A 19,410-nucleotide genomic window follows, 5' to 3' on the forward strand; every position below is an offset into this window, starting at 1 on the left:
TCGGCGCTCTAAATATTTGTTTTAACGCGCATCTTTTCCGAAAACCGTTTCACACTTTTCGGGATGCGCTCTAGAATACAGCTTCCAACAGTAAGGTAACAGGTTGAGTCATGCTGAAAATCTGGGGTCGTATCAATTCCACGAATGTGAAGAAGGCGCTCTGGACAGCGCGCGAACTCAATCTCGACTATGAACAGATCAATGTCGGTGGCCAGTTCGGTGGATTGAAAGATCCGGCTTACCTCGCACGCAATCCGAATGGGCTGATCCCCTTGCTGGAAGACGGCGACACAGTGCTGTGGGAATCCAATACCATCACGCGGTATCTCGCGGCAGCTTACGGCAAAGGCACACTGTGGATCGAAGATCCAGCCAAGCGCGCGCAGGCCGAAAAATGGATGGATTGGGCTTCCGCATCCTTCTACACCAATTTCAGCAACGTCATGAAGCATCTGATCCGGCTGCCGGAAGCTGAACGCGATCCAGCCATTCTGGAACAAGGTCTTCAGGGCCTTGCGCAATCAATGCAGATTGCCAACGAGGGCTTGAAGGAAGCTCCCTGGTTCTCGGGCGAGAACTTCGGTATCGGTGATATTCCCACCGGATGCTACGCCTATGCCTGGTTTGAGTTTCCAATTGAGCGCCCATCTCTTCCGCATCTTGAAGACTGGTATGGCCGCCTCAAACAGCGTCCGGCCTATCAGGCGGCCGTTATGACGCCTCTCACCTGATTTCTAGAAATATCCAGAGGAATGAACGAATGACGACATCCGCTAAAGTCGCCTTTCTGGGCCTGGGTGTCATGGGTTATCCCATGGCAGCTCACCTCAAGAACAAGGGCGGTCACGACGTCACGGTTTATAACCGCACGACGGCAAAAGCCGAAAAATGGGCCAAGGAATTCGGGGGCAACTTTGCCGCGACACCTGCCGAAGCCGTGCGCGATGCAGATTTTGTTTTTGCCTGTGTCGGCAACGATGATGACCTTCGTTCCGTAACCATCGGCCCGGATGGCGCCTTCTCAACCATGAAGAAGGACGCGATCTTCATCGACAACACAACAGCCTCTGCGGAGGTTGCTCGTGAACTGGATATCGAAGCACAGAAGCGCGGCTTTCATTTCATCGACGCCCCCGTCTCCGGTGGTCAGGCCGGCGCCGAGAACGGCATTCTCACGGTAATGGTCGGCGCGCCGGAAGCCGTTTTCGAGCGGGCCCGGCCAGTTATCGATGCTTATGCGCGTATGGTCGGCCTCATGGGACCGGTCGGCTCGGGCCAGCTTGCCAAGATGGTCAACCAGATCTGCATTGCCGGTCTCGTTCAGGGACTGGCCGAAGGTATCCATTTCGGCAAGAAAGCTGGTCTCGATATCGAAAAACTGATCTCGGTGATCTCGAAAGGCGCCGCTGGCTCCTGGCAGATGGAAAACCGGTCCGGCACCATGAACCAGGGCAAATATGATTTCGGCTTTGCCGTCGACTGGATGCGCAAAGACCTTGGCATCTGCCTTGAGGAAGCTGACCGTAATGGCGCACTTCTGCCTGTGACCGCCCTCGTGGACCAGTTCTATAAGGAAGTGCAGAAGATCGGTGGCAGCCGCTGGGACACATCTTCATTGCTTGCGCGGCTGGAACAGCCCTGAGACAAACGATCCTCAACAAAAAAGCCCGGCATTGCCGGGCTTTTCGTTTTCTATGCATCAAGCTTAGAACTTGACCTTTGCAGTGAGCGAAAGAGCGCTGACTAGATCATTACCGAAATCGCCGGTGCTGATCGAATCTCTCAACTCGCCTGAGCCGAGCCAACCGATAGCGCCAGCCAAACGCACATCAACGACGTCATTCGGCTTGTAGTTGGCTCCCAAACCAAACAGCCAAACGTCGGTCTGAGATGTCCATCCCGTGCTGGTGCCGCGATCCCACGTCACGGTTGCTGCACCCGACCATTGTTCATTGAACTTGTGGCCCACGCCGCCCGAAACGGTCCAGCCATCCTGATAGTACAGATCCAGCGAGGTGATTTTGGTTCCATCCGGCAGGCCGCGATTACCATTCGAAACGAAGGTCGCCTGTTGGATGCTCTTCCAGTCGGTCCATTTAACCGAACCAAAAGCTAGCCAATCAGGTGCGATACCCGTCTGGAACTTGAATTCAACCGACTGTGGAGCAGCAATATCGTTCGTCACATTCAAGGGTACGCCCTGTCCTGTGAGCGGGTTCAGCATGAGATTGTCAATGGTACCGTCGAGGTTGTACTTGACCTCAGACTGATAGACGAGAGACGCTCTCATCGCATATTCAGGGATTTCGTAGGCCGCGCCCAGACGCCAGCCAACCGAGCCGTCTTCTACATCAAGTGTAGCGACGCGGAAATTGCCTCTGAATGCGGTCGTCGGAGGGATCAGGCGAGTTTGATAGCCCTTAAGTTCCTGATAGCTAACGCCGCCCAGAATTCTGAAATACGACTTTTCGCCGACGGCAAACCGGTACGAACAGTTTAAGCCAAAGTCGCGCGACGAAATTTTCTGCTCAATCGCAGTGAAGGAGCGAAGGGTATTGAGGCCTACATCGGTCTCGATTCCCCATGGCTCCCGGTATTGGGCGGCACAAGCCAGATCGTCGGTCAAATCGAACTTGGCAGATACTTTTGGTACCCAGTAAGTCTTTGCTTCGTCGACTGAAGTTGACCAAGGCTTGCCCCGATCCGGTCCATAAGGAACGACTGGCGGGGTCGCAACACCGGGGTTCGCACGAATATTTTTCAGTTTGCGTTGAGGCATAACTACCGTCGCACCAGCTTCGACAGCAGTTCCCTTTTCGAAGAGAATATCGAAATCCTGCGAGCTACGCTCGAAGCCGCCTGCATTGGCAGCAACCGCGCTTCCAAGGAGAGCTGCGACCATTCCTGCCATTTTCACGCGCTGTACACTCATAATGTCCTCCCAAACAGCAACGGTATTAACGTTGACGGAAACGTAAATCAGGAAGGATTCAGGCCGCAAGTCGCATTAATTTGGATTAGCATCATCGTACTTTCGGAGCATTCGTCAAAAATGGCTAAAACATCAAATATCATGCCACTTCATTAGCAAAAATCGCCCGACACATGGCAAAACAGGCCCAAATCGGCCAATTTTCCGCCTCTTTTTTGCCTTGTTGCGAAAGCGCAACATTGGTCGAAAACAATCGAAACCAGAGTTCGATCTACCGGTCCAACCCTTGAAACGGGTCCAAACTCCGTCCAGCCGCATGAAAAACGCCCGACAGTGAAATGCACTGTCGGGCGTTTGATTCGATAGGGAGTCGTTTTCTGATGTCAGGTCAAATCAGCCTGCATCACGGATGCGTGATTCAGCAGTTGCTACACGCTGCGCCGATTCCTTCAGCTCAGCCAACCGCTCACGCTCTGCCTCAACGACTTCCTCGCGCGCGTTCGCAACGAATTTTTCGTTGGAGAGCTTCTTCTCGATACGATCCATTTCAGCGGCAATCTTGCCGGCTTCCTTGGCGAGACGTGCTGCTTCAGCCTTGAGGTCAATCAGATTGCCTAGCGGGATGCAGATTGTCGCCTCATCAAGCAGCATCTGGGCTGAGCCCTTGGGAGCCTGTGCCTCGAACGAGACACTCTCCACGCGGGCAAGGCGCTTGATGGCAGCATCGTGGCGGGCGAAGCGTTCCACGCTTGTCGCGTTGGCATCCAACACGACAACCGGGGCAATCGCACCGGCGGGCACATTCATTTCCGCACGGACAGAACGAATGCCAGTGACGAGATCAACGAGCCAGTTGATGTCAGCCGCGGCTTCCTCGTCCTCAAACGACAGTTCCGGCCAGGCAGCAAGCGCCAGCACCGTATCGCGCTTCTGTCCCTCACCTGCGGTCAGGGTCCAAAGCTCTTCGGTCATGAAAGGCATGAACGGATGCAGAAGCTTATAAACCTGATCCAGACAATAGGCTGCCGTGGCTTGTGCTTCTGCCTTCGCAGCTTCATCGTCACCCATGAAGATCGGCTTCAGCAGCTCCAGATACCAATCGCAGAACTGGTTCCACACGAAGCGATAGGCAGCACCCGCAGCTTCATTGAAGCGGTAGGTGTCGATGCCTTCCGTCACGGCTCGCGTTGCCTTGGTCAGTTCCGTCAGAATCCAGCGATTGACGGCAAGCTTGGCGTTTTCCGGTTTGAAACCGGCATCAAGCTTCACGCCATTCATCTGGGCAAAGCGCGTTGCGTTCCAGAGCTTGGTGCCAAAATTGCGATAGCCGGCAATACGCGCCGGGTCGAGCTTAACGTCACGACCCTGAGCGGCCATGATGGCAAGGGTGAACCGCAGCGCGTCAGCACCATATTCATCCATCAGCTCCAGCGGATCGATGACATTGCCCTTAGACTTCGACATCTTCGCGCCGTGCTTGTCACGAACGAGAGCATGCAGATAAACCGTATGGAACGGGATTTCGTCCATGAAATGGAGGCCCATCATCATCATGCGGGCAACCCAGAAGAACAGAATGTCGAAACCCGTAACCAGAACACTGGTTGGATAATAGGTTGCGAGTTCCGGCGTCTTGTCCGGCCAGCCGAGCGTCGAAAACGGCCAAAGCGCCGACGAGAACCACGTATCGAGAACGTCAGTATCGCGCTCAAGTGCAACGTCTTCGCCATAGTGAGCGCGTGCGGCGGCTTTCGCTTCCTCTTCGCTCTTTTCGACAAAATACTGGCCATCTGGACCGTACCAGGCCGGTATCTGATGTCCCCACCAGAGCTGGCGTGAAACCGCCCATGGCTGAATGTTTTCCATCCAGTCGAAATAGGTCTTTTCCCAATTCGTCGGGACGATCTTTGTCTTGCCCTCGCGCACCGCCGCCATTGCTGGCTTGGCCAGTTCGCCGGCGTTTACATACCACTGGTCAGTCAGATAAGGCTCGATCGGAACGCCGCCGCGATCACCATGTGGGACAGCGTGCGTGTGGTCCTCGACCTTTTCCAGATAACCGCGCTCGTCCATCAGCTCGACGATGCGCTTGCGGGCTGCGAAGCGGTCCTGCCCTTCGAGTTCGTGGATCAGTGCCTTCAATTCCGGTGTCAGCTGCAGCCCTTCGAGGAAATCAACATTGTCTTTGATCGTGATCGACGCATTCGTCGTCAGAATGTTGATAGCGCGCAGCTCATTCCGCTTGCCCACTTCGAAATCGTTGAAATCGTGCGCGGGCGTGATCTTGACAGCGCCGGAACCGGCTTCCGGATCAGCGTAATCGTCTGCAACAATCGGGATATGGCGACCGACAAGCGGCAGCACGACATCGTTGCCAACCAGGGCGTGGTAACGCTCGTCCTTCGGATTAACCGCAACGCCGGTATCGCCCAGCATGGTTTCCGGGCGCGTCGTCGCAACGACGATGTAGGTATGCGGGTTCTCTGGATCGAATGGAACGTTCTCAAGCGGGTAACGGAAATGCCAGAGATGACCTTTCGTTTCGCGCGACTCGACTTCGATGTCGGAAATTGCCGTCAGCAACTTCGGGTCCCAGTTGACCAGACGCTTATCGCGATAGATGAGACCTTGCTTGTAGAGCGAGACAAAAACTTCCAGAACCGCGCGCGACAGTCCTTCGTCCATGGTGAAGCGCTCGCGTGACCAGTCACACGAGGCACCAAGACGGCGCAGCTGGTTGGAAATCATGCCGCCGGATTCGGCCTTCCACTGCCAGACGCGCTCAATGAACTTCTCGCGGCCCATGGTATGGCGGTTTGGCTCCTGCCGTTCAGCCAGTTGGCGTTCGACAACCATCTGCGTTGCAATGCCCGCATGGTCCATGCCGGGCTGCCACAGCACGTTCTTGCCGCGCATACGCTCGAAGCGAACCATAATGTCCTGGATCGTGTTGTTGAGCGCGTGGCCCATATGCAGCGATCCGGTAACGTTCGGCGGAGGAATGACCACTGCGAACGGATCGGCTCCCGGCTTCGCGCCTGCACCCGCCTTGAATGCACCCGCTTCTTCCCAGCGTTCAGCAATTTTCGGCTCTATCGCCGCGGCGTCATAGGTCTTCTCAAGCATGGAATTATCCGGTCTTTATGCGCGATGAATGGATTGAAGGCTCAATAGCAACTAACAGCAGACAAATCACTTTAAAAGTGACAGCACCACTTTCGGTCACTTTAAAAGTGAAAACCCGCCTGCTGCACAGGCGGGTAATATTTCAATGGATCGGCTTGATACCATTTATCGCTCGCCACGCACCACACGTTCGATTTCTTCCCGGACAAGCCGCTCAACAAGCGTCGGCAGATTATTGTCGAGCCAGTCCTGCAGCATCGGACGTAACAGTTCCGTAGCGATATCGTCGAACGAACGGCGTGGCTCGGCCCGAACCACATGGTTCAAATCCTGAAATGCGGCAGCTACCTGACGTTCGGCAATCTGCGACAGCATATGAGCAGCAGGCTGCATCTTTGCAGCGGGCTCAGTAACTGGCGCTACCGCCTCGGGCTGAACCGGGGTTTCCTGCTCGGCAATAGCTGCAGGTTCCTGCTCCATGTCCGCATCGAGTTCCGGTTCGAGCAAGGCGTCGACTGCTTCGGCGATTTCCGCCTCAACGGAAAGGTCGATTTCTTCCAGAGATATGTCCGCCTCTGCAGGCAGTTCCAAAGACTGCGTGGCCTTGGCGTGAGAATGATCGTCATTCTCGGCATTGAGAACAACTTCATCCTCGTCATCGGCTTCGATTTCAGGTTCCGGCGCTGCCTGCGCCGGTTCGCCAATCGGGCCGCGCAATGTCGGTTCGTCCTGGAACACGTTGCGCATCATTGCTGGCTTTTCCGGCTGTGCGACAGGTTGCTCGGCAACCGGGCGACGGAACTCCGCAACCTCTCCACGAGCCGGAGAGGCCGTTGCCACCGGCGCTGGCTGACGGGTGACATCGCTGTCTTCAATGATCCTGCGGATGGAAGCGAGAATCTCCTCCATCGACGGTTCACGCGCTGCGCTGGATGTCTGTGCCATGGCTACTATCCGCTTTCCTGTATTGCGACATTGTCTGCAAAAGACAGAGAATCAATGGATTAAGGGTAGCGGACGATCCTCCGTTTGAGAATCCCCGGCCAAGGCAAGCTGGATCAAACTCACAGCTTTATGGATTTGTTAAGAATTGCGGGCGCTGCAAAATCGAATCGCAGCAAACAAAAAGGCACCCGAAGGTGCCTTTTCAATTCTCACTATGCTTGCAAGCAATCACCGACCGTCCGGTGTGCGCAGACCAAACCACTTGTCCTTGACGGCTTCGTAATGCTCTTCCGGCTTGTACTGAGCGACCTGCAAGCCCATCTGGCTGGCAGTCATGCGACCGGTCGCATTAAGAAGAGCATAGCTGGCGACAATAACGTTACGCTCGGATTCGACCAGAGCGATCTGTGCATTGATCAGATCGTTTTGCGAATTCAAAACGTCCAGCGTCGTGCGCTGTCCAACCTTGCGCTCTTCAATGACGCCATCGAGAGCAAGCTGTGCGGCGGAAATACCGTCACGATTTGCCTTGACCGATGCGCGGGCAGCTTCAAGCTGCGACCATGCGGAGCCGATAGCCTGACGAACCTGATCGCGAACGACGTCGACTTCGATACGTGCCTGACCGAGCTGTTCCTTGGACTGGCGAACCTGAGCCGAACTACGGCCACCGGTATAGATTGGGATACTGACGCCGACGCCGATGGACGCCGAGTTGCCATCGGTCTGCGAGCCGCCCTCGCCGGAATAAGTATCAAGGTGGCTGGCGCTTGCCGTAAGGCCGACGGACGGAAGCAGAGCACCTTCCTTGGCCTTCACGTTATATCCAGCAGCATTAACGGCATATTGGGTCGCAAGAATGCCCGGGTGTCCGGCAGTCGCAATGGAGAAAGCCTGATTTGGCGAGCTCGGCAGGTTCTTGGCTGCGGCTGCGGTCGCAAGCTTGTCCGGCTGAACGCCGATAACCTGCACATAGGTTGCTTCTGCCGACTTGACATCCGCACGTGCGGAATTCAACGCCGCTACAGCGGTCGAACGGCTGGCATCTGCCTGCGCAACGTCGGTACGCGTACCTTCACCCACGTCGAGACGGGCACGAGCCGCACGAACCTGTTCGTTCAAAGCTGCAAGGTTGCGTTCACGCAGAACAGCGATCTGGCGAGCCTGATAGACATCCATATAGGCTGTTACCGCCTCATAGAGTCTGTTCTGCTCTTCGTTGCGGAGATTTTCGCGCTGGGCGAAGACCTGTGTTTCTGCGGCGGCGACATTGTTCTTGGTTTGAAACCCATCGAACAGCATCTGGTTCAGCTCGATGCCGAACGTGCCTGTTGTGCGATAACCCTGACTTGAAGGTGTCTTGCCACGCCCTACGTTATAAGAACCGGTAATCTGCGGACGATAACCGGACTTGGCAATGGCCACGCCTTCATCCGTGACGCGGACGCCTGCGCGGGAGTAGTTCAGGTTAGCATTGTTCTTGTAGGCCTTCACGAGAGCGCCGGTTAACGTCTCCGAGAACGCTGCCTGCCCCGTTAAAATGGTGCCAGACAACAATGCTGCGGCCGCTACCAGTCCTTTGCACGTTTTGAACACCGGGTACCTCATATTAAGAACAAACGAATCCAACTATCGAACCGATCGGTTCGGGCAAATCCTAATAACCTCTAAATTCGGTTATTTCCATTGCCCCCGCCAGAGCTTGCACAAACAAATTCCGCAGCGTTGCAGAATTGTATCATCCACTAAAATTAAAATTCGAACTGCGGAACGCGCTCGAATCCCGGTAGCGGACGAACCGCAGTGTTGAACACACCGCGTCCCGATGCAACACCATTTTCTTTAACGTAAATCCGCGCAACTCCGGCGTTCCCCCGGCCTTCAACGGCAACGAGGCGTCCGCCGTCCTTCAACTGGCTGAGAAGTGCGTCCGGAACAAAATCGACAGCGCCTTCAATGACGATCACATCGTAAGGCGCTTCCGACGGATAGCCTGCCTGCAGTTCGCCTGAAACGATCACAACATTGTCATAGCCGAATTCAGCGAGACGGGCAGTCGCAGCAGCCGACAATACGGAATCACTTTCCAGACCGATCACCGAGCCAGCAAGCTTGGAGAGGATGGCTGCCGAATATCCGGTGCCGCAACCGACATCGAGAACCACGTCGGTGTTCTTGATACGGGCGAGCTGCACGAGCTTGGCGAATGGCGAAGGTTCCATAAGGTAGCGAGGCTGCTTGCCTTCGCTTTCCAGAAGCTGGTCTTCATCGATATAGGCGAGAACCTGACGGGCTGCGGAAACAAAAGCCTCGCGCGGGACGGTCAGGAAAGCATCGATAACTGCCAGATCGGTTACGTCCGTCGTACGGATCTGGTTGTCGACCATCTTTGTGCGAAGATCCTGGAAATCGGCTGCCATAGCCCTAAACCCTTCCTTGTCGCGGAATGCGATGTTTCATGCCATTGGAGCGCCGTGCATCCTTTTGGACGCACAAAGAGCACCATAAACGAGATTTGCCGTTGATGTGGCAAAAATCGGGGGTCCAGTCAACGAAACACAGCATTTGCGGCATTTATGCTCACTGATACCCACTACAGTTGTCGGCATCTGGATATGAAGATGCCGGAAAGCCTTCCGCGTCCCGGCATCTCGGTGCCTGTTTTGACACACAGCCTGCCCGAAACCGTTTTACGCTTTTCGGGATGGGCTCTATCGTTCGCAGCACTTTGAAACAAGCGCCCTCAAATCACATTATTGAGCGTTCGATGCCGGATAACCGGCCTCAGCCAGTGCAGAAAGAACGGCGTCCTGCGAAACCTTGCCGCCGAATTCGACCTCTTTCTTGTCGAGATCGATTTCAATTGGTGCGGTTGCATCGAGCTTGCGCAGTGCGACGGTAACGCTATCAGCGCAACCGCCGCACTTCATCTTGGGAATGGAAAACTTCATCAACTCAGTCACTCCTTATAGTGGATTGAATTTGACGTTTGATATCCGTCCGATATTAATCCCGTTTCAAACGTCAAATTCGAAAAACCCACTAGATTCACAAAGTTACTAGTGGTCTTTTTGCTCCGACATTTGCTCAGCACTCATATCCGAGGGATGCAAATGTCGGAATCAGACCACTAGGACTGAACATAAGATGGGGCTTCCCATCGTGGTAAGGTCAAGGGCTATTCTGCCATTCTTCTTATGGCGCTTCGCAGGTCTCCGGCACGCTCTTTTCCAATGCCAGCGGTGACTTGGTCAAAGACCCTGTCATGATCTGCATCGGCTTGAACGGCGGCTCTTCCTGCATGCCCGGATTTGTGAGGTGAATCGTGTAGCAGCCTGTAAAGACTTCCTTCTTGCCATCCGCCGTTTCGGCTTCGATGGCCAGTGGCTGGCTCCAGTAGATCTGTCCGGCGCCTGGATCAGGATCAGTCTTGCGCAGCGCGACTTTCACGCTCTTGGTATTCTCATAGCCTTTTACAAAGGTCTTGAAATCCGGCTCGCGCCCTTCCTCGGAATAATAACCGTAGGCTCGGGTATATTCCTTGCGATTGATCGCATTGTAATAGGATTCGATCAGGGCCTGTGGCGTCGAGCGATCGTCGCGATAATCGGGAACTGTCACGCCTCCGGCAGCATCCTGCGTCTGCTCGGAAGGCTTGGTTTCCTCCACAGGCTTGGAAGCATTGTCATGCTTTTCCTGAACGTTTCTCGGCGTTTCTTCGGGCGCAGCCTTCGGCGGATTTTGCGCAAAAGCGCTGTCAGCCGAAATGCCTGCAAGCCCCGTGCCCAGAAGGCCGATCACAGCAGCCAGCATCAGAGGTTTCATCCGGTCATTCGACATTCGCTTCTCCTCTTCCTAGCAAAGTTTTTGCGGAACGCGTCGAGGGCGCTCCCGATTTGGTGTATTGCAGTAATGATGTTACAACACTAACTATAGTGAAAACGTGGCAGGCGCAGAGGAAACTCAGCCTGTTGCGACATGATTGGACGATTCTCCGTCCATATGCCAGCACGATACCGGAAGAGAGAAAATGGGCCGTTTCGCAGTCATTACGCTAACTGACAAGGCAGCTGATCGCGTTCGCGAGATCATCGCATCGCGGGACGGCGCTCTTGGTATCCGGGTGGGTGTGAAGAAAGGCGGCTGCGCCGGAATGGAATACACCATCGATCTCGTCACGGAAGCCAAGGCAGGCGACGATGTGATCGAGAAGGATGACGCGAGAGTCTTCATCGCGCCTGAAGCCGTTCTTTTCCTGCTCGGCACCCAGATGGATTTTGAAGTAACGACGCTGCGGACGGGGTTTGTCTTCAACAACCCGAACCAGACATCGGCTTGCGGCTGCGGCGAATCCGTCGAAATCAAAGCGGCCTCCCCGGAAAGCCTCCGCCAGATGCAGGGCGCAGCCTAACTCAAGACAAGGTCCGTCAGCTAATGGATGACGAAGCTCTTCGCGATCTGTTGCAGGACTTCGGCCCCATCAGCATCCGCCGCATGTTTGGCGGCAAGGGCATCTATCATCAGGGCCTGATCTTTGCACTCGTCGTTCGCGACGAGTTGCTCTTCAAGGCTGACGAAATAACCATCCCGGATTTCATTGACGCAGGCGCCACCCAATGGACCTATGAAGGTCGCAAGGGCGGTGATCCAATCGCCATGCCTTACTGGAGCGTGCCAAGTGAAGCTTTCGATGATCCGGAAGTGATGACGCATTGGGCGCGCCTTGCTTATGATGCAGCGCTACGAAGCGAAAAAACCAAGCCCAAAAAGAAATCGGCTGCGAAGCGCTAGCCTCGCAGCCGATTGATTCATTTTTTTACTGCTTCGGTCAGATTCCAGTCGGAATCAGCATGAAGGCCGGAATGTCATTGCCGAAACCAACAGGCGTCGGGCCGTCATCGTCACGATCACGACGGCGTTTCTGTTCGTGCTGCGGCTTGCCGCGGCGCTCGTCATTGGAAGCGCGGATCGCATCACGGCGCTCGCTGGCTTCGATGACTGGTTGCGGCTGTTCGGCAGGATCGAGAACTTCGGCAGGCTTCGCCTTTGCCTTGTCTTTCGGCTTGTCCTTGCCCTTGGCATCCTTGCCTTTGCCGCGTGCATTCTTGCTCTTGCGCGGATCGTCTGCCTCATCAGAGGCTGGCAGGGTGGACAGATCACCATCGAGCCATTCGATCTTCTCGCCGATCATATTTTCGATGGCTGCAAGATATTTTGTATCGGAAGGCGTCACAATAGTGAATGCCTTGCCAGAACGCCCCGCGCGACCGGTACGGCCGATGCGGTGAACATAGTCTTCCGAGTGAATCGGAACGTCGAAATTGAAAACGTGGCTCACATCGGGAATGTCGAGACCGCGCGCGGCAACATCGGAAGCCACCAGCAGCTGCAGTTTGCCTTCCTTGAAGTTCGCCAACATGGTCATGCGCGCGCGCTGATCCATATCGCCATGCAAGGCACCAGCGTTGAACTCGTGCCGCGTCAGCGAGCGGAACAGTTCGGATACGTCTTTCTTGCGATTACAGAAGATGATCGCGTTCTTGAGCGTATCGCCTTCCGCACGGACGAGATCGCGCAGAACCGCGCGCTTGTCCCAATCCTTCTTGCTGGATTTCACCAGGCGTTGGGTCACGGTTTTGGCCGTAGACGAAGCCTTTGCAACTTCAACGCGCGTTGGCGAATGCAGGAACTGTTCGGTCAGCTTGGTGATTTCCGGCGGCATGGTGGCCGAGAAGAACAGGGTCTGACGCGTAAACGGAATGAGCTTGCAGATGCGTTCGATGTCCGGAATGAAGCCCATATCGAGCATACGGTCTGCTTCATCGATGACGAGAATTTCAACACCGGTCAGGAGCAGCTTGCCACGCTCGAAATGATCGAGCAGGCGACCGGGTGTCGCGATGAGAACATCGGCACCGCGTTCCAGCTTACGCTCCTGTTCATCGAACGACACGCCGCCAATCAGAAGGGCCACGTTCAGCCGATGATTGACGCCGTATTTGGTGAAGTTCTCCTCGACCTGCGCTGCGAGTTCGCGGGTCGGCTCCAGAATGAGCGTACGCGGCATGCGCGCCCGCGCCCGACCCTTTTCCAGTAGCGTGAGCATCGGAAGCACGAAAGACGCGGTCTTTCCGGTTCCCGTCTGCGCGATACCGAGAACATCCTTGCGTTCAAGGGCTGGAGGAATGGCTCCTGCCTGAATGGGTGTGGGCGCAGAATATCCCGCCGCTTCTACAGCAGCGAGCACTTTCGGGGAAAGACCGAGTTCGGCAAATGTCGTCAATGGAGGCGCAGCTCTCTTGGTTTGGAAATGATTTCCACCCATCCTGTCATTGCAGCCGCGTCATCGGGCGCAGGAACGAAGGCAGAATAAGGCGTCTGCAACGCAATATGCGTTTTCTTGCAGCATCGCGTACGTCCACAGCGTGCAAAAGTCAACCAAAATACCATCGAAAGATATCAAATTGCTTCAATTGTGTTGCGACAATCGAAATCAATGCGGAACTTGAACAAATTTACTCAAATTATCAAAAGCCAAAGAGCATTTGCGTAGCTGAATTACGCGCCACTTATACGCTGAACCTAATGCCTGAACTGTTCTGTCAAGATGCGCTCGTCCCAGGAATGATTTCGATCAAAGAGGATGGCCACCTGGCTGTTCGGTGCTTCCCGCACGGTAACAGCCCTGACCGATTTGACCTCATTATTGTCCGCGACCGCATTGACCGGGCGTTTTTCGGTTTCCAACAAATCCATGCGAACGGTTACGTGCTTCGGCAATAGCGCCCCACCCCAACGGCGCGGACGGAAGGGACTCACCGGGGTGAGCGCCAGAAGTGGCGCTTCAAGTGGCAGAATGGGACCTTGTGCTGAAAGATTGTAGGCGGTGGAACCTGCAGGCGTCGCGACCATCACACCATCGCAGACGAGTTCATCCAGACGCACCTTGCCGTCGATCGTTATCCGAATCTTCGCAGCCTGATAGGACTGACGGAAAAGGGAAACTTCGTTGATCGCCAAGGCCTCGAATGATTGTCCGGATTCTGTTTCGGCGACCATGACAAGCGGGCGAATGGTTTCCATCTGCGCGGCCAGAATACGCTCCGGCAGGTCATCCACGCTGAATTCGTTCATCAGGAAGCCGACAGAGCCGCGATTCATGCCATAGATCGGCGTACCGCTGTTCATGAAATCGCGAAGCGCCTGAAGCATGGTTCCATCGCCGCCAAGCGCAACGATGATATCGGCATCTTCAGCAGCCACATGACCGTAGCGGGCAACGAGTTCTTTTTGGGCGACAAGTGATTCTTCGGTTCCCGACGACAGAAAATGCAGCGCGAGCGATTTATCTTCCATATTTACAGTCCCGAATCTGGCCAACCCTGACAAGTTTGCCACTGTTTCCCCAACCCGCTATTGGCTATCACATGAAAAACCCGGTTGCCATGACCTGCCAGCGATGAATTTTCGTTTTACACGCGCTGCATTTGTGCTAATCGGGCGCAAGTGCCCTTATAGCTCAGTTGGTAGAGCACCTGATTTGTAATCAGGGGGTCGGGAGTTCGAGTCTCTCTGGGGGCACCAGCACATCGCCTTTGAATTGGCTTTTATGCAGTGATTACAATTACATAAGTTAGTTGATATTTTTTATTGTCACCTGCGACCTCAAATCAGTTTTATTCTGCAATGTAGATTCGATGCGCATCATTTTGATCGCACACATCACTATTTTCAGTTTCAAGACGCTCTATGCAGGTTTCCAGATTCAGTTCTGCCAGTTGGCCAATTGGGATCAGCGTCCCCCGCATCACGATAATGTCTTCCTATAAATACTAGATCGTTTTGACCGACGGTCGGATCGACATGGGCATAATCACAGGATGTTCAGCGTGTTAGGAGAGTTGACCGCCGGAACGGGAACCGGCATCGATCCAATTCGTTCATTTCGACGGCGGGTGCGAAACTAAAAATGGATAGGTGCCATGTACAAATTTTCGGCAATGGCAGCGGCGATATTGCCTTCGGGCGCAATTAGATCCGTCTTGATCCACCGGGCCCTCCTCCCGAAGTCGCGTCTCGATTTCGGGAGGAAAACGCACACTACCAGTTGCGTACGCAATAGCCACGCGGTGTCAGATAATATCCGCGAGCGCAGACCTTCTGGACAGGGCGGTTTCGCACACAAACGCCATTTCTGTTCAAGTGCCAGCCACGGGCGCAACGTGCTCTGGCCCGATTGGGAACACAGCGTCCATAGCGATTCATGTGCCAGCCAGGCCCACACCGCCACCCGACCTGCTCCGCAAGACTACCGGCATCATGCGTATTCGTGGGTTGTGGCATTGGCAAAGCGAACGACGGCACCGAAAAAGACATGACACCACCGAAAACGAGAAGAGCAGTTAGGCTGCTTCTGACTGACATCGTTACATCCTCCATAGTCAGCACTCCCGCCTCATTGAAAATAGGCGCTGGCGATTGAATGGAAGATGAATGATAAAATTTTCGTCTAGGTGTTCACGAAATAAAAATGCGGCTCAAGAGCCGCATTTTGTTTGCTTCGATCAGATTTCAGTACCAGCCGACAGCCACCTGGGCCTCTTCGGACATACGGTCCGGCGTCCAAGGTGGATCGAATGTCATCGTGACCTCCACCATGGAAACACCCTCAACGGCGCTGACTGCGTTCTCAACCCAGCCCGGCATCTCGCCTGCCACAGGGCAGCCGGGAGCAGTTAGAGTCATTTCGATTTTCACGGTGCGATCATCTTCGATGTCAATCTTGTAAACGAGGCCAAGCTCGTAGATATCCGCCGGGATCTCAGGATCATAAACCGTCTTCAAGGCCGCGATGATGTCGTCCGTCATACGCAGGAGGTCTTCCTGCGGGATGGCAGAAGCGGAAAACACCGAATTGCCTTCGGCCTTTTCTCCGCCCTCGACAGGCGCGGTATCGGCTTTGTCCTGAACTTTCTGTTCCATATCGGTCATCCGAAAAACTTCCTTGCCTTTTCCAAGGCTTCCGCCAATGCATCCACTTCAGCACGGGTATTATACAGGGCGAAGGATGCACGGCATGTAGAGGTAACGCCGAAGCGTTTCAAGAGCGGCTGCGCGCAATGTGTTCCGGCACGGACCGCAACCCCTGCCCGATCGATCACCATCGAAACGTCGTGCGCATGAATTCCCTCCAGCGCAAACGAGATGATGGCTCCCTTGTCCGGCGCATTGCCGAAAATGCGCAACGAGTTGATCCGGCCGAGCTGCTCATGAGCATAATCGCGCAGATCCTCCTCATGGGCGAGGATCGCATGACGACCGATCTTTTCCATATATTCAAGCGCCGCACCAAGACCGATAGCCTGAACGATCGGCGGCGTGCCGGCTTCGAAACGGTGCGGCGGATGGTTATAGGTGACGTTTTCTTCCGTCACTTCCTCAATCATTTCGCCGCCGCCCTGGAAGGGACGCATCTTCTCAAGCATTTCCGAACGGCCATAAAGGACGCCTATGCCGGATGGTCCGTAAACCTTGTGGCCGGTAAAGACATACCAGTCGCAGCCGAGATCCTGCACGTCGACAGGCAGGTGCACAGCGCCCTGGCTGCCATCGACCAGAACCGGAATACCACGCGCATGGGCAAGCTCGACGATCTTCTTGATCGGCGTCACCGTTCCAAGCGCATTCGACATATGCGTGATGGCGACGAGCTTGGTTCGCTCCGTCAGACGCTTTTCGAATTCTTCGATATGGAAGATGCCTTCATCGTCCACCGGCGTGAAGACCAGCTTTGCGCCCTGTCTTTCACGAATGAAATGCCATGGCACAATATTGGAGTGATGCTCCATGATCGACAGAAGGATTTCATCACCTTCGCCGATATTCGGCATGCCATAACCATAGGCGACCGTGTTGATCGCTTCGGTCGCGTTCTTCGTAAAGACAATTTCGTCCACAGAACCGGCGTTCAGAAAGCGCCGTACCGTCTCACGCGACTTTTCATAGGCATCCGTTGCCGCATTCGACAAGAAATGCAGGCCGCGATGAACATTGGCATATTCGTTGGAATAGGCGTGCGTTACAGCGTCAATGACGCTCTGAGGCTTTTGCGCCGATGCGCCATTGTCGAGATAGATCAGCGGCTTGCCGTGCACTTCTCTCGAAAGGATCGGAAAGTCGCGACGGATCGCCTCGACGTCATAGCGCGCTACAAGCGGATTCTTCTGGTCCATGATCGTTCCTCTTGCCGTTTCGGCAGGAAAAGGCAGAGCGTGCACCTGCACACTCTGCCTCAATCAATCAGGCGTGGGTGGCGAGCCAGTTGGACAGCACTTCTTCCAGTGCCTCAACCAGCGTTTCGTCTTCCAGCTCTTCGATAATCTCGGCGATGAACGCCTTGATCAGCAGGCCACGTGCCTCGTTTTCGGGTATGCCGCGTGCCATCAGATAAAACAGATAGTCCCTCGACAATTCGGCAACCGTCGCACCATGGCCACACGCCACGTCATCGGCAAAGATTTCGAGTTCAGGCTTGGCATCGAACTCGCCATCATCAGAAAGCAGCAGCGTATTGCACGCCATGCGGGCATCGGTCTTCTGGGCGATCTGCGCAACGCGGATCATGCCCTGGAAAACGCCACGCGCACGGTCCTTGACCACGTTGCGAATGATCTGGGTCGAACGCGTGTTTTCCACCAGATGGCCGACCGTCATGGTGACATCGGTGTGCGTGTCGTCAGCCAGAAGATTGAGACCGCGAAGCTCGAAGTCGGAATCCTCACCCGTCACATTGACGTGCACTTCCTGACGAACCAGCTTGCCGCCCGCATTGACGATATAGAGCGTGAGCTTGGAGCCCTTGCCAATCGTCGCATTGAACTGCGAAAGCTGCGTTGCCTGACCGAAATCACGCAGGATGATCCAAAGGATTTCAGCGCCGTCGCCAACGGTCACATGGTTGACAGAGGTGGAGAAGGCATCGCCTTCGCCGCCATTCTGGCGTTCCACGATGGTGCCCTTGACATTTGCACCAATGCGGACAGGAAAACGAGTGTGTCCCTGTCCGGCCTTCTGGATGTTCTGAAGCTCCAATGGCGCTTCCAGTTCGGTGTCATCGGCGATGGAAACCATCCAGCCATCGCTGACATAGGCAGCGTTGATCTGGCCGATCGTATCGTCGAAGCCGCGCGACCGAAGCTGGGTGACGAGCGAGCCGTCGGCCAACGCCTCGCGAACCGGGGTCAGCGACACACCTTCAGGCGCTTTCGCGGCAAGAGCCACGCCATTGCTTGTGGCAGCGATGGACGAACCGGCGATGAGCGCAGGCAATGCCTGTGTTCCGGCAGCGGCATCGAATGGCGCCACACCCTTGAGAAGCGTACGGAAATCCGTGTAATGCCAGCTTTCGACGCGGCGGGACGGAATGCCGTTCTCCTTGAGCGTTTCAAGCGCCGCATCACGTGCAACGACAACATCGCCATTACCCGGCAGGTCGCCCATGCGGTCGGCAAAACTGTCGATCAGCGCGCTTTCAGCGGGCGTTCGCGGCTTGGTAGCCGGGGCGGTCTGGATATTCATGATCCATCCCTCCTCAGGCAGCTTCGCCGATTACGTCGGCATAACCATTTTCTTCAAGGTGCAGCGCAAGGTTCTTGTCACCGGACTTGATGACCTGGCCCTTGTAAAGCACGTGCACGCTATCCGGAACGATGTGTTCGAGCAGACGCTGGTAGTGCGTGATGACGATCACGGCGCGGTCCGGCGAACGCAGGGCATTCACGCCTTCCGAAACGATCTTCAGCGCGTCGATGTCGAGGCCGGAGTCGGTTTCGTCGAGGACGCAGAGGCTCGGCTCCAGAAGTTGCATCTGAAGAATTTCAGCACGCTTCTTCTCACCGCCAGAAAAGCCGACATTCAGCGGACGCTTCAGCATGTCCATGTCGATGCTGAGCTTGCCAGCAGCGTCCTTCACGCGCTTGATGAATTCCGGGATCTTCAGTTCCGGCTCGCCACGCGCCTTGCGCTGGCTGTTCATCGCAACCTTCAGGAACTCCATCGTGGCAACGCCCGGAATTTCCATCGGATACTGGAATGCGAGGAAGATGCCCTTGGCGGCGCGTTCAGCCGGGTCGAGTTCGAGGATCGACTCGCCGTTGTAGAGAATGTCGCCTTCCGTCACTTCATAGTCTTCGCGACCGGCGAGGATATAGGAAAGCGTGGACTTGCCCGAACCGTTCGGACCCATGATCGCAGCAACTTCACCCTTGTTCACGGTGAGGTTCAGGCCACGGATGATCTCGGTATCCGTGTCGGCGATCTTTGCATGGAGGTTCTTGATCTCAAGCATGAATGTAAACCTTGTTCTAATGCCAGGAAAAGGCTGGCCAGAAAAATCACTGGGAAAGAGG

At 55.2% G+C, this 19,410-nt stretch carries 19 protein-coding genes and 1 tRNA gene; 5 read left to right on the forward strand and 15 right to left on the reverse strand.

From position 1 onward, the window contains the following. The first annotated feature begins 110 nt into the window (after window positions 1-110). Window positions 111-731: a glutathione S-transferase family protein gene (locus tag OANT_RS11615; protein ID WP_012092117.1), complete on the forward strand. Its 621-nt coding sequence runs from the start codon at window positions 111-113 to the stop codon at window positions 729-731. 29 nt (window positions 732-760) lie between these two features. Beyond that, on the forward strand, window positions 761-1,642 hold the full coding sequence (locus tag OANT_RS11620; protein WP_012092118.1) for an NAD(P)-dependent oxidoreductase: 882 nt from the start codon (window positions 761-763) through the stop codon (window positions 1,640-1,642). A gap of 63 nt (window positions 1,643-1,705) precedes the next feature. On the opposite strand, the gene OANT_RS11625 is transcribed toward OANT_RS11620, so the two are convergent. From OANT_RS11625 to OANT_RS11655, 7 genes are all read right to left on the reverse strand, one after another. Then, on the reverse strand, window positions 1,706-2,932 hold the full coding sequence (locus OANT_RS11625) for an OmpP1/FadL family transporter (RefSeq protein WP_012092119.1): 1,227 nt from the start codon (window positions 2,930-2,932) through the stop codon (window positions 1,706-1,708). A gap of 393 nt (window positions 2,933-3,325) precedes the next feature. Then, the gene (locus OANT_RS11630; RefSeq protein WP_012092120.1) at window positions 3,326-6,058 is read right to left on the reverse strand and encodes a valine--tRNA ligase; all 2,733 of its coding nucleotides are present in this window, start codon (window positions 6,056-6,058) and stop codon (window positions 3,326-3,328) included. 165 nt (window positions 6,059-6,223) lie between these two features. Beyond that, window positions 6,224-7,003 carry a PopZ family protein gene (locus OANT_RS11635; RefSeq protein ID WP_012092121.1) on the reverse strand — a complete coding sequence of 260 codons (780 nt, stop codon included), beginning with the start codon at window positions 7,001-7,003 and terminating at the stop codon, window positions 6,224-6,226. A 228-nt stretch (window positions 7,004-7,231) separates the two neighbouring features. Next, entirely contained in the window at window positions 7,232-8,611 is a 1,380-nt protein-coding gene (locus OANT_RS11640) for a TolC family outer membrane protein (protein ID WP_010661296.1), read from the reverse strand. Window positions 8,612-8,754: 143 nt separating this feature from the next. Next, entirely contained in the window at window positions 8,755-9,423 is a 669-nt protein-coding gene (locus OANT_RS11645; RefSeq protein WP_012092123.1) for a protein-L-isoaspartate O-methyltransferase family protein, read from the reverse strand. A gap of 333 nt (window positions 9,424-9,756) precedes the next feature. Then, window positions 9,757-9,957 carry a heavy-metal-associated domain-containing protein gene (locus OANT_RS11650; RefSeq protein ID WP_010661294.1) on the reverse strand — a complete coding sequence of 67 codons (201 nt, stop codon included), beginning with the start codon at window positions 9,955-9,957 and terminating at the stop codon, window positions 9,757-9,759. A 241-nt stretch (window positions 9,958-10,198) separates the two neighbouring features. Continuing rightward, the gene (locus tag OANT_RS11655) at window positions 10,199-10,843 is read right to left on the reverse strand and encodes a hypothetical protein (RefSeq protein WP_012092125.1); all 645 of its coding nucleotides are present in this window, start codon (window positions 10,841-10,843) and stop codon (window positions 10,199-10,201) included. A gap of 190 nt (window positions 10,844-11,033) precedes the next feature. Here OANT_RS11655 and sufA point away from each other — a divergent pair, with 190 nt between their 5' ends. Both sufA and OANT_RS11665 read left to right on the forward strand, forming a co-directional pair. Continuing rightward, a complete protein-coding gene (gene sufA, locus OANT_RS11660; RefSeq protein ID WP_012092126.1) occupies window positions 11,034-11,414 on the forward strand; it encodes a Fe-S cluster assembly scaffold SufA in 381 nt (126 codons plus the stop codon). Between the two features lie 23 nt (window positions 11,415-11,437). Beyond that, window positions 11,438-11,794: a TfoX/Sxy family protein gene (locus OANT_RS11665; RefSeq protein ID WP_012092127.1), complete on the forward strand. Its 357-nt coding sequence runs from the start codon at window positions 11,438-11,440 to the stop codon at window positions 11,792-11,794. Between the two features lie 37 nt (window positions 11,795-11,831). Here OANT_RS11665 and OANT_RS11670 read toward each other — a convergent pair whose 3' ends face one another. Both OANT_RS11670 and OANT_RS11675 read right to left on the reverse strand, forming a co-directional pair. Beyond that, on the reverse strand, window positions 11,832-13,286 hold the full coding sequence (locus OANT_RS11670) for a DEAD/DEAH box helicase (protein ID WP_040129327.1): 1,455 nt from the start codon (window positions 13,284-13,286) through the stop codon (window positions 11,832-11,834). 299 nt (window positions 13,287-13,585) lie between these two features. Then, on the reverse strand, window positions 13,586-14,359 hold the full coding sequence (locus OANT_RS11675; protein WP_012092129.1) for an NAD kinase: 774 nt from the start codon (window positions 14,357-14,359) through the stop codon (window positions 13,586-13,588). A 152-nt stretch (window positions 14,360-14,511) separates the two neighbouring features. On the opposite strand from OANT_RS11675, the gene OANT_RS11680 reads away from it, so the two are divergent. Continuing rightward, window positions 14,512-14,587, forward strand: a tRNA-Thr gene (locus OANT_RS11680). Window positions 14,588-14,679: 92 nt separating this feature from the next. Here OANT_RS11680 and OANT_RS27145 read toward each other — a convergent pair. From OANT_RS27145 to sufC, 6 genes are all read right to left on the reverse strand, one after another. Next, a complete protein-coding gene (locus OANT_RS27145; protein ID WP_255412136.1) occupies window positions 14,680-14,814 on the reverse strand; it encodes a hypothetical protein in 135 nt (44 codons plus the stop codon). Between the two features lie 289 nt (window positions 14,815-15,103). Beyond that, window positions 15,104-15,442: a GCG_CRPN prefix-to-repeats domain-containing protein gene (locus tag OANT_RS27425; RefSeq protein ID WP_373366445.1), complete on the reverse strand. Its 339-nt coding sequence runs from the start codon at window positions 15,440-15,442 to the stop codon at window positions 15,104-15,106. Between the two features lie 132 nt (window positions 15,443-15,574). Then, on the reverse strand, window positions 15,575-15,994 hold the full coding sequence (locus OANT_RS11685) for an SUF system Fe-S cluster assembly protein (RefSeq protein WP_010661287.1): 420 nt from the start codon (window positions 15,992-15,994) through the stop codon (window positions 15,575-15,577). Further along, complete coding sequence (locus OANT_RS11690; RefSeq protein WP_012092130.1) at window positions 15,991-17,235, reverse strand: cysteine desulfurase; 1,245 nt, start codon at window positions 17,233-17,235, stop codon at window positions 15,991-15,993. Before OANT_RS11690 ends, OANT_RS11685 begins: the two co-directional genes overlap by 4 nt. Before the next feature lie 67 nt (window positions 17,236-17,302). Next, a complete protein-coding gene (gene sufD, locus OANT_RS11695) occupies window positions 17,303-18,580 on the reverse strand; it encodes a Fe-S cluster assembly protein SufD (protein WP_012092131.1) in 1,278 nt (425 codons plus the stop codon). Window positions 18,581-18,593: 13 nt separating this feature from the next. Then, window positions 18,594-19,349, reverse strand: coding sequence for a Fe-S cluster assembly ATPase SufC (sufC, locus tag OANT_RS11700; protein ID WP_012092132.1), 756 nt, complete (start codon window positions 19,347-19,349; stop codon window positions 18,594-18,596). Window positions 19,350-19,410: the final 61 nt, after the last annotated feature.

This window comes from Brucella anthropi ATCC 49188 (genome assembly GCF_000017405.1).
GTDB classification, from domain to species: domain Bacteria; phylum Pseudomonadota; class Alphaproteobacteria; order Rhizobiales; family Rhizobiaceae; genus Brucella; species Brucella anthropi.

Bases quoted from the DNA above. Each gene is read 5' to 3' on its own strand.
- OANT_RS11620 (WP_012092118.1), top strand. From the start codon at position 761: ATGACGACATCCGCTAAAGTCGCCTTTCTGGGCCTGGGTGTCATGGGT.
- sufD (WP_012092131.1), bottom strand. From the start codon at position 18,580: ATGAATATCCAGACCGCCCCGGCTACCAAGCCGCGAACGCCCGCTGAA.
- OANT_RS11665 (WP_012092127.1), top strand. From the start codon at position 11,438: ATGGATGACGAAGCTCTTCGCGATCTGTTGCAGGACTTCGGCCCCATC.
- OANT_RS11645 (WP_012092123.1), bottom strand. From the start codon at position 9,423: ATGGCAGCCGATTTCCAGGATCTTCGCACAAAGATGGTCGACAACCAG.
- OANT_RS11655 (WP_012092125.1), bottom strand. From the start codon at position 10,843: ATGTCGAATGACCGGATGAAACCTCTGATGCTGGCTGCTGTGATCGGC.
- OANT_RS11635 (WP_012092121.1), bottom strand. From the start codon at position 7,003: ATGGCACAGACATCCAGCGCAGCGCGTGAACCGTCGATGGAGGAGATT.
- OANT_RS11630 (WP_012092120.1), bottom strand. From the start codon at position 6,058: ATGCTTGAGAAGACCTATGACGCCGCGGCGATAGAGCCGAAAATTGCT.
- OANT_RS11640 (WP_010661296.1), bottom strand. From the start codon at position 8,611: ATGAGGTACCCGGTGTTCAAAACGTGCAAAGGACTGGTAGCGGCCGCA.
- OANT_RS11615 (WP_012092117.1), top strand. From the start codon at position 111: ATGCTGAAAATCTGGGGTCGTATCAATTCCACGAATGTGAAGAAGGCG.
- OANT_RS11675 (WP_012092129.1), bottom strand. From the start codon at position 14,359: ATGGAAGATAAATCGCTCGCGCTGCATTTTCTGTCGTCGGGAACCGAA.
- OANT_RS11690 (WP_012092130.1), bottom strand. From the start codon at position 17,235: ATGGACCAGAAGAATCCGCTTGTAGCGCGCTATGACGTCGAGGCGATC.
- OANT_RS27425 (WP_373366445.1), bottom strand. From the start codon at position 15,442: ATGGAGGATGTAACGATGTCAGTCAGAAGCAGCCTAACTGCTCTTCTC.
- OANT_RS11625 (WP_012092119.1), bottom strand. From the start codon at position 2,932: ATGAGTGTACAGCGCGTGAAAATGGCAGGAATGGTCGCAGCTCTCCTT.
- OANT_RS11685 (WP_010661287.1), bottom strand. From the start codon at position 15,994: ATGACCGATATGGAACAGAAAGTTCAGGACAAAGCCGATACCGCGCCT.
- sufA (WP_012092126.1), top strand. From the start codon at position 11,034: ATGGGCCGTTTCGCAGTCATTACGCTAACTGACAAGGCAGCTGATCGC.
- sufC (WP_012092132.1), bottom strand. From the start codon at position 19,349: ATGCTTGAGATCAAGAACCTCCATGCAAAGATCGCCGACACGGATACC.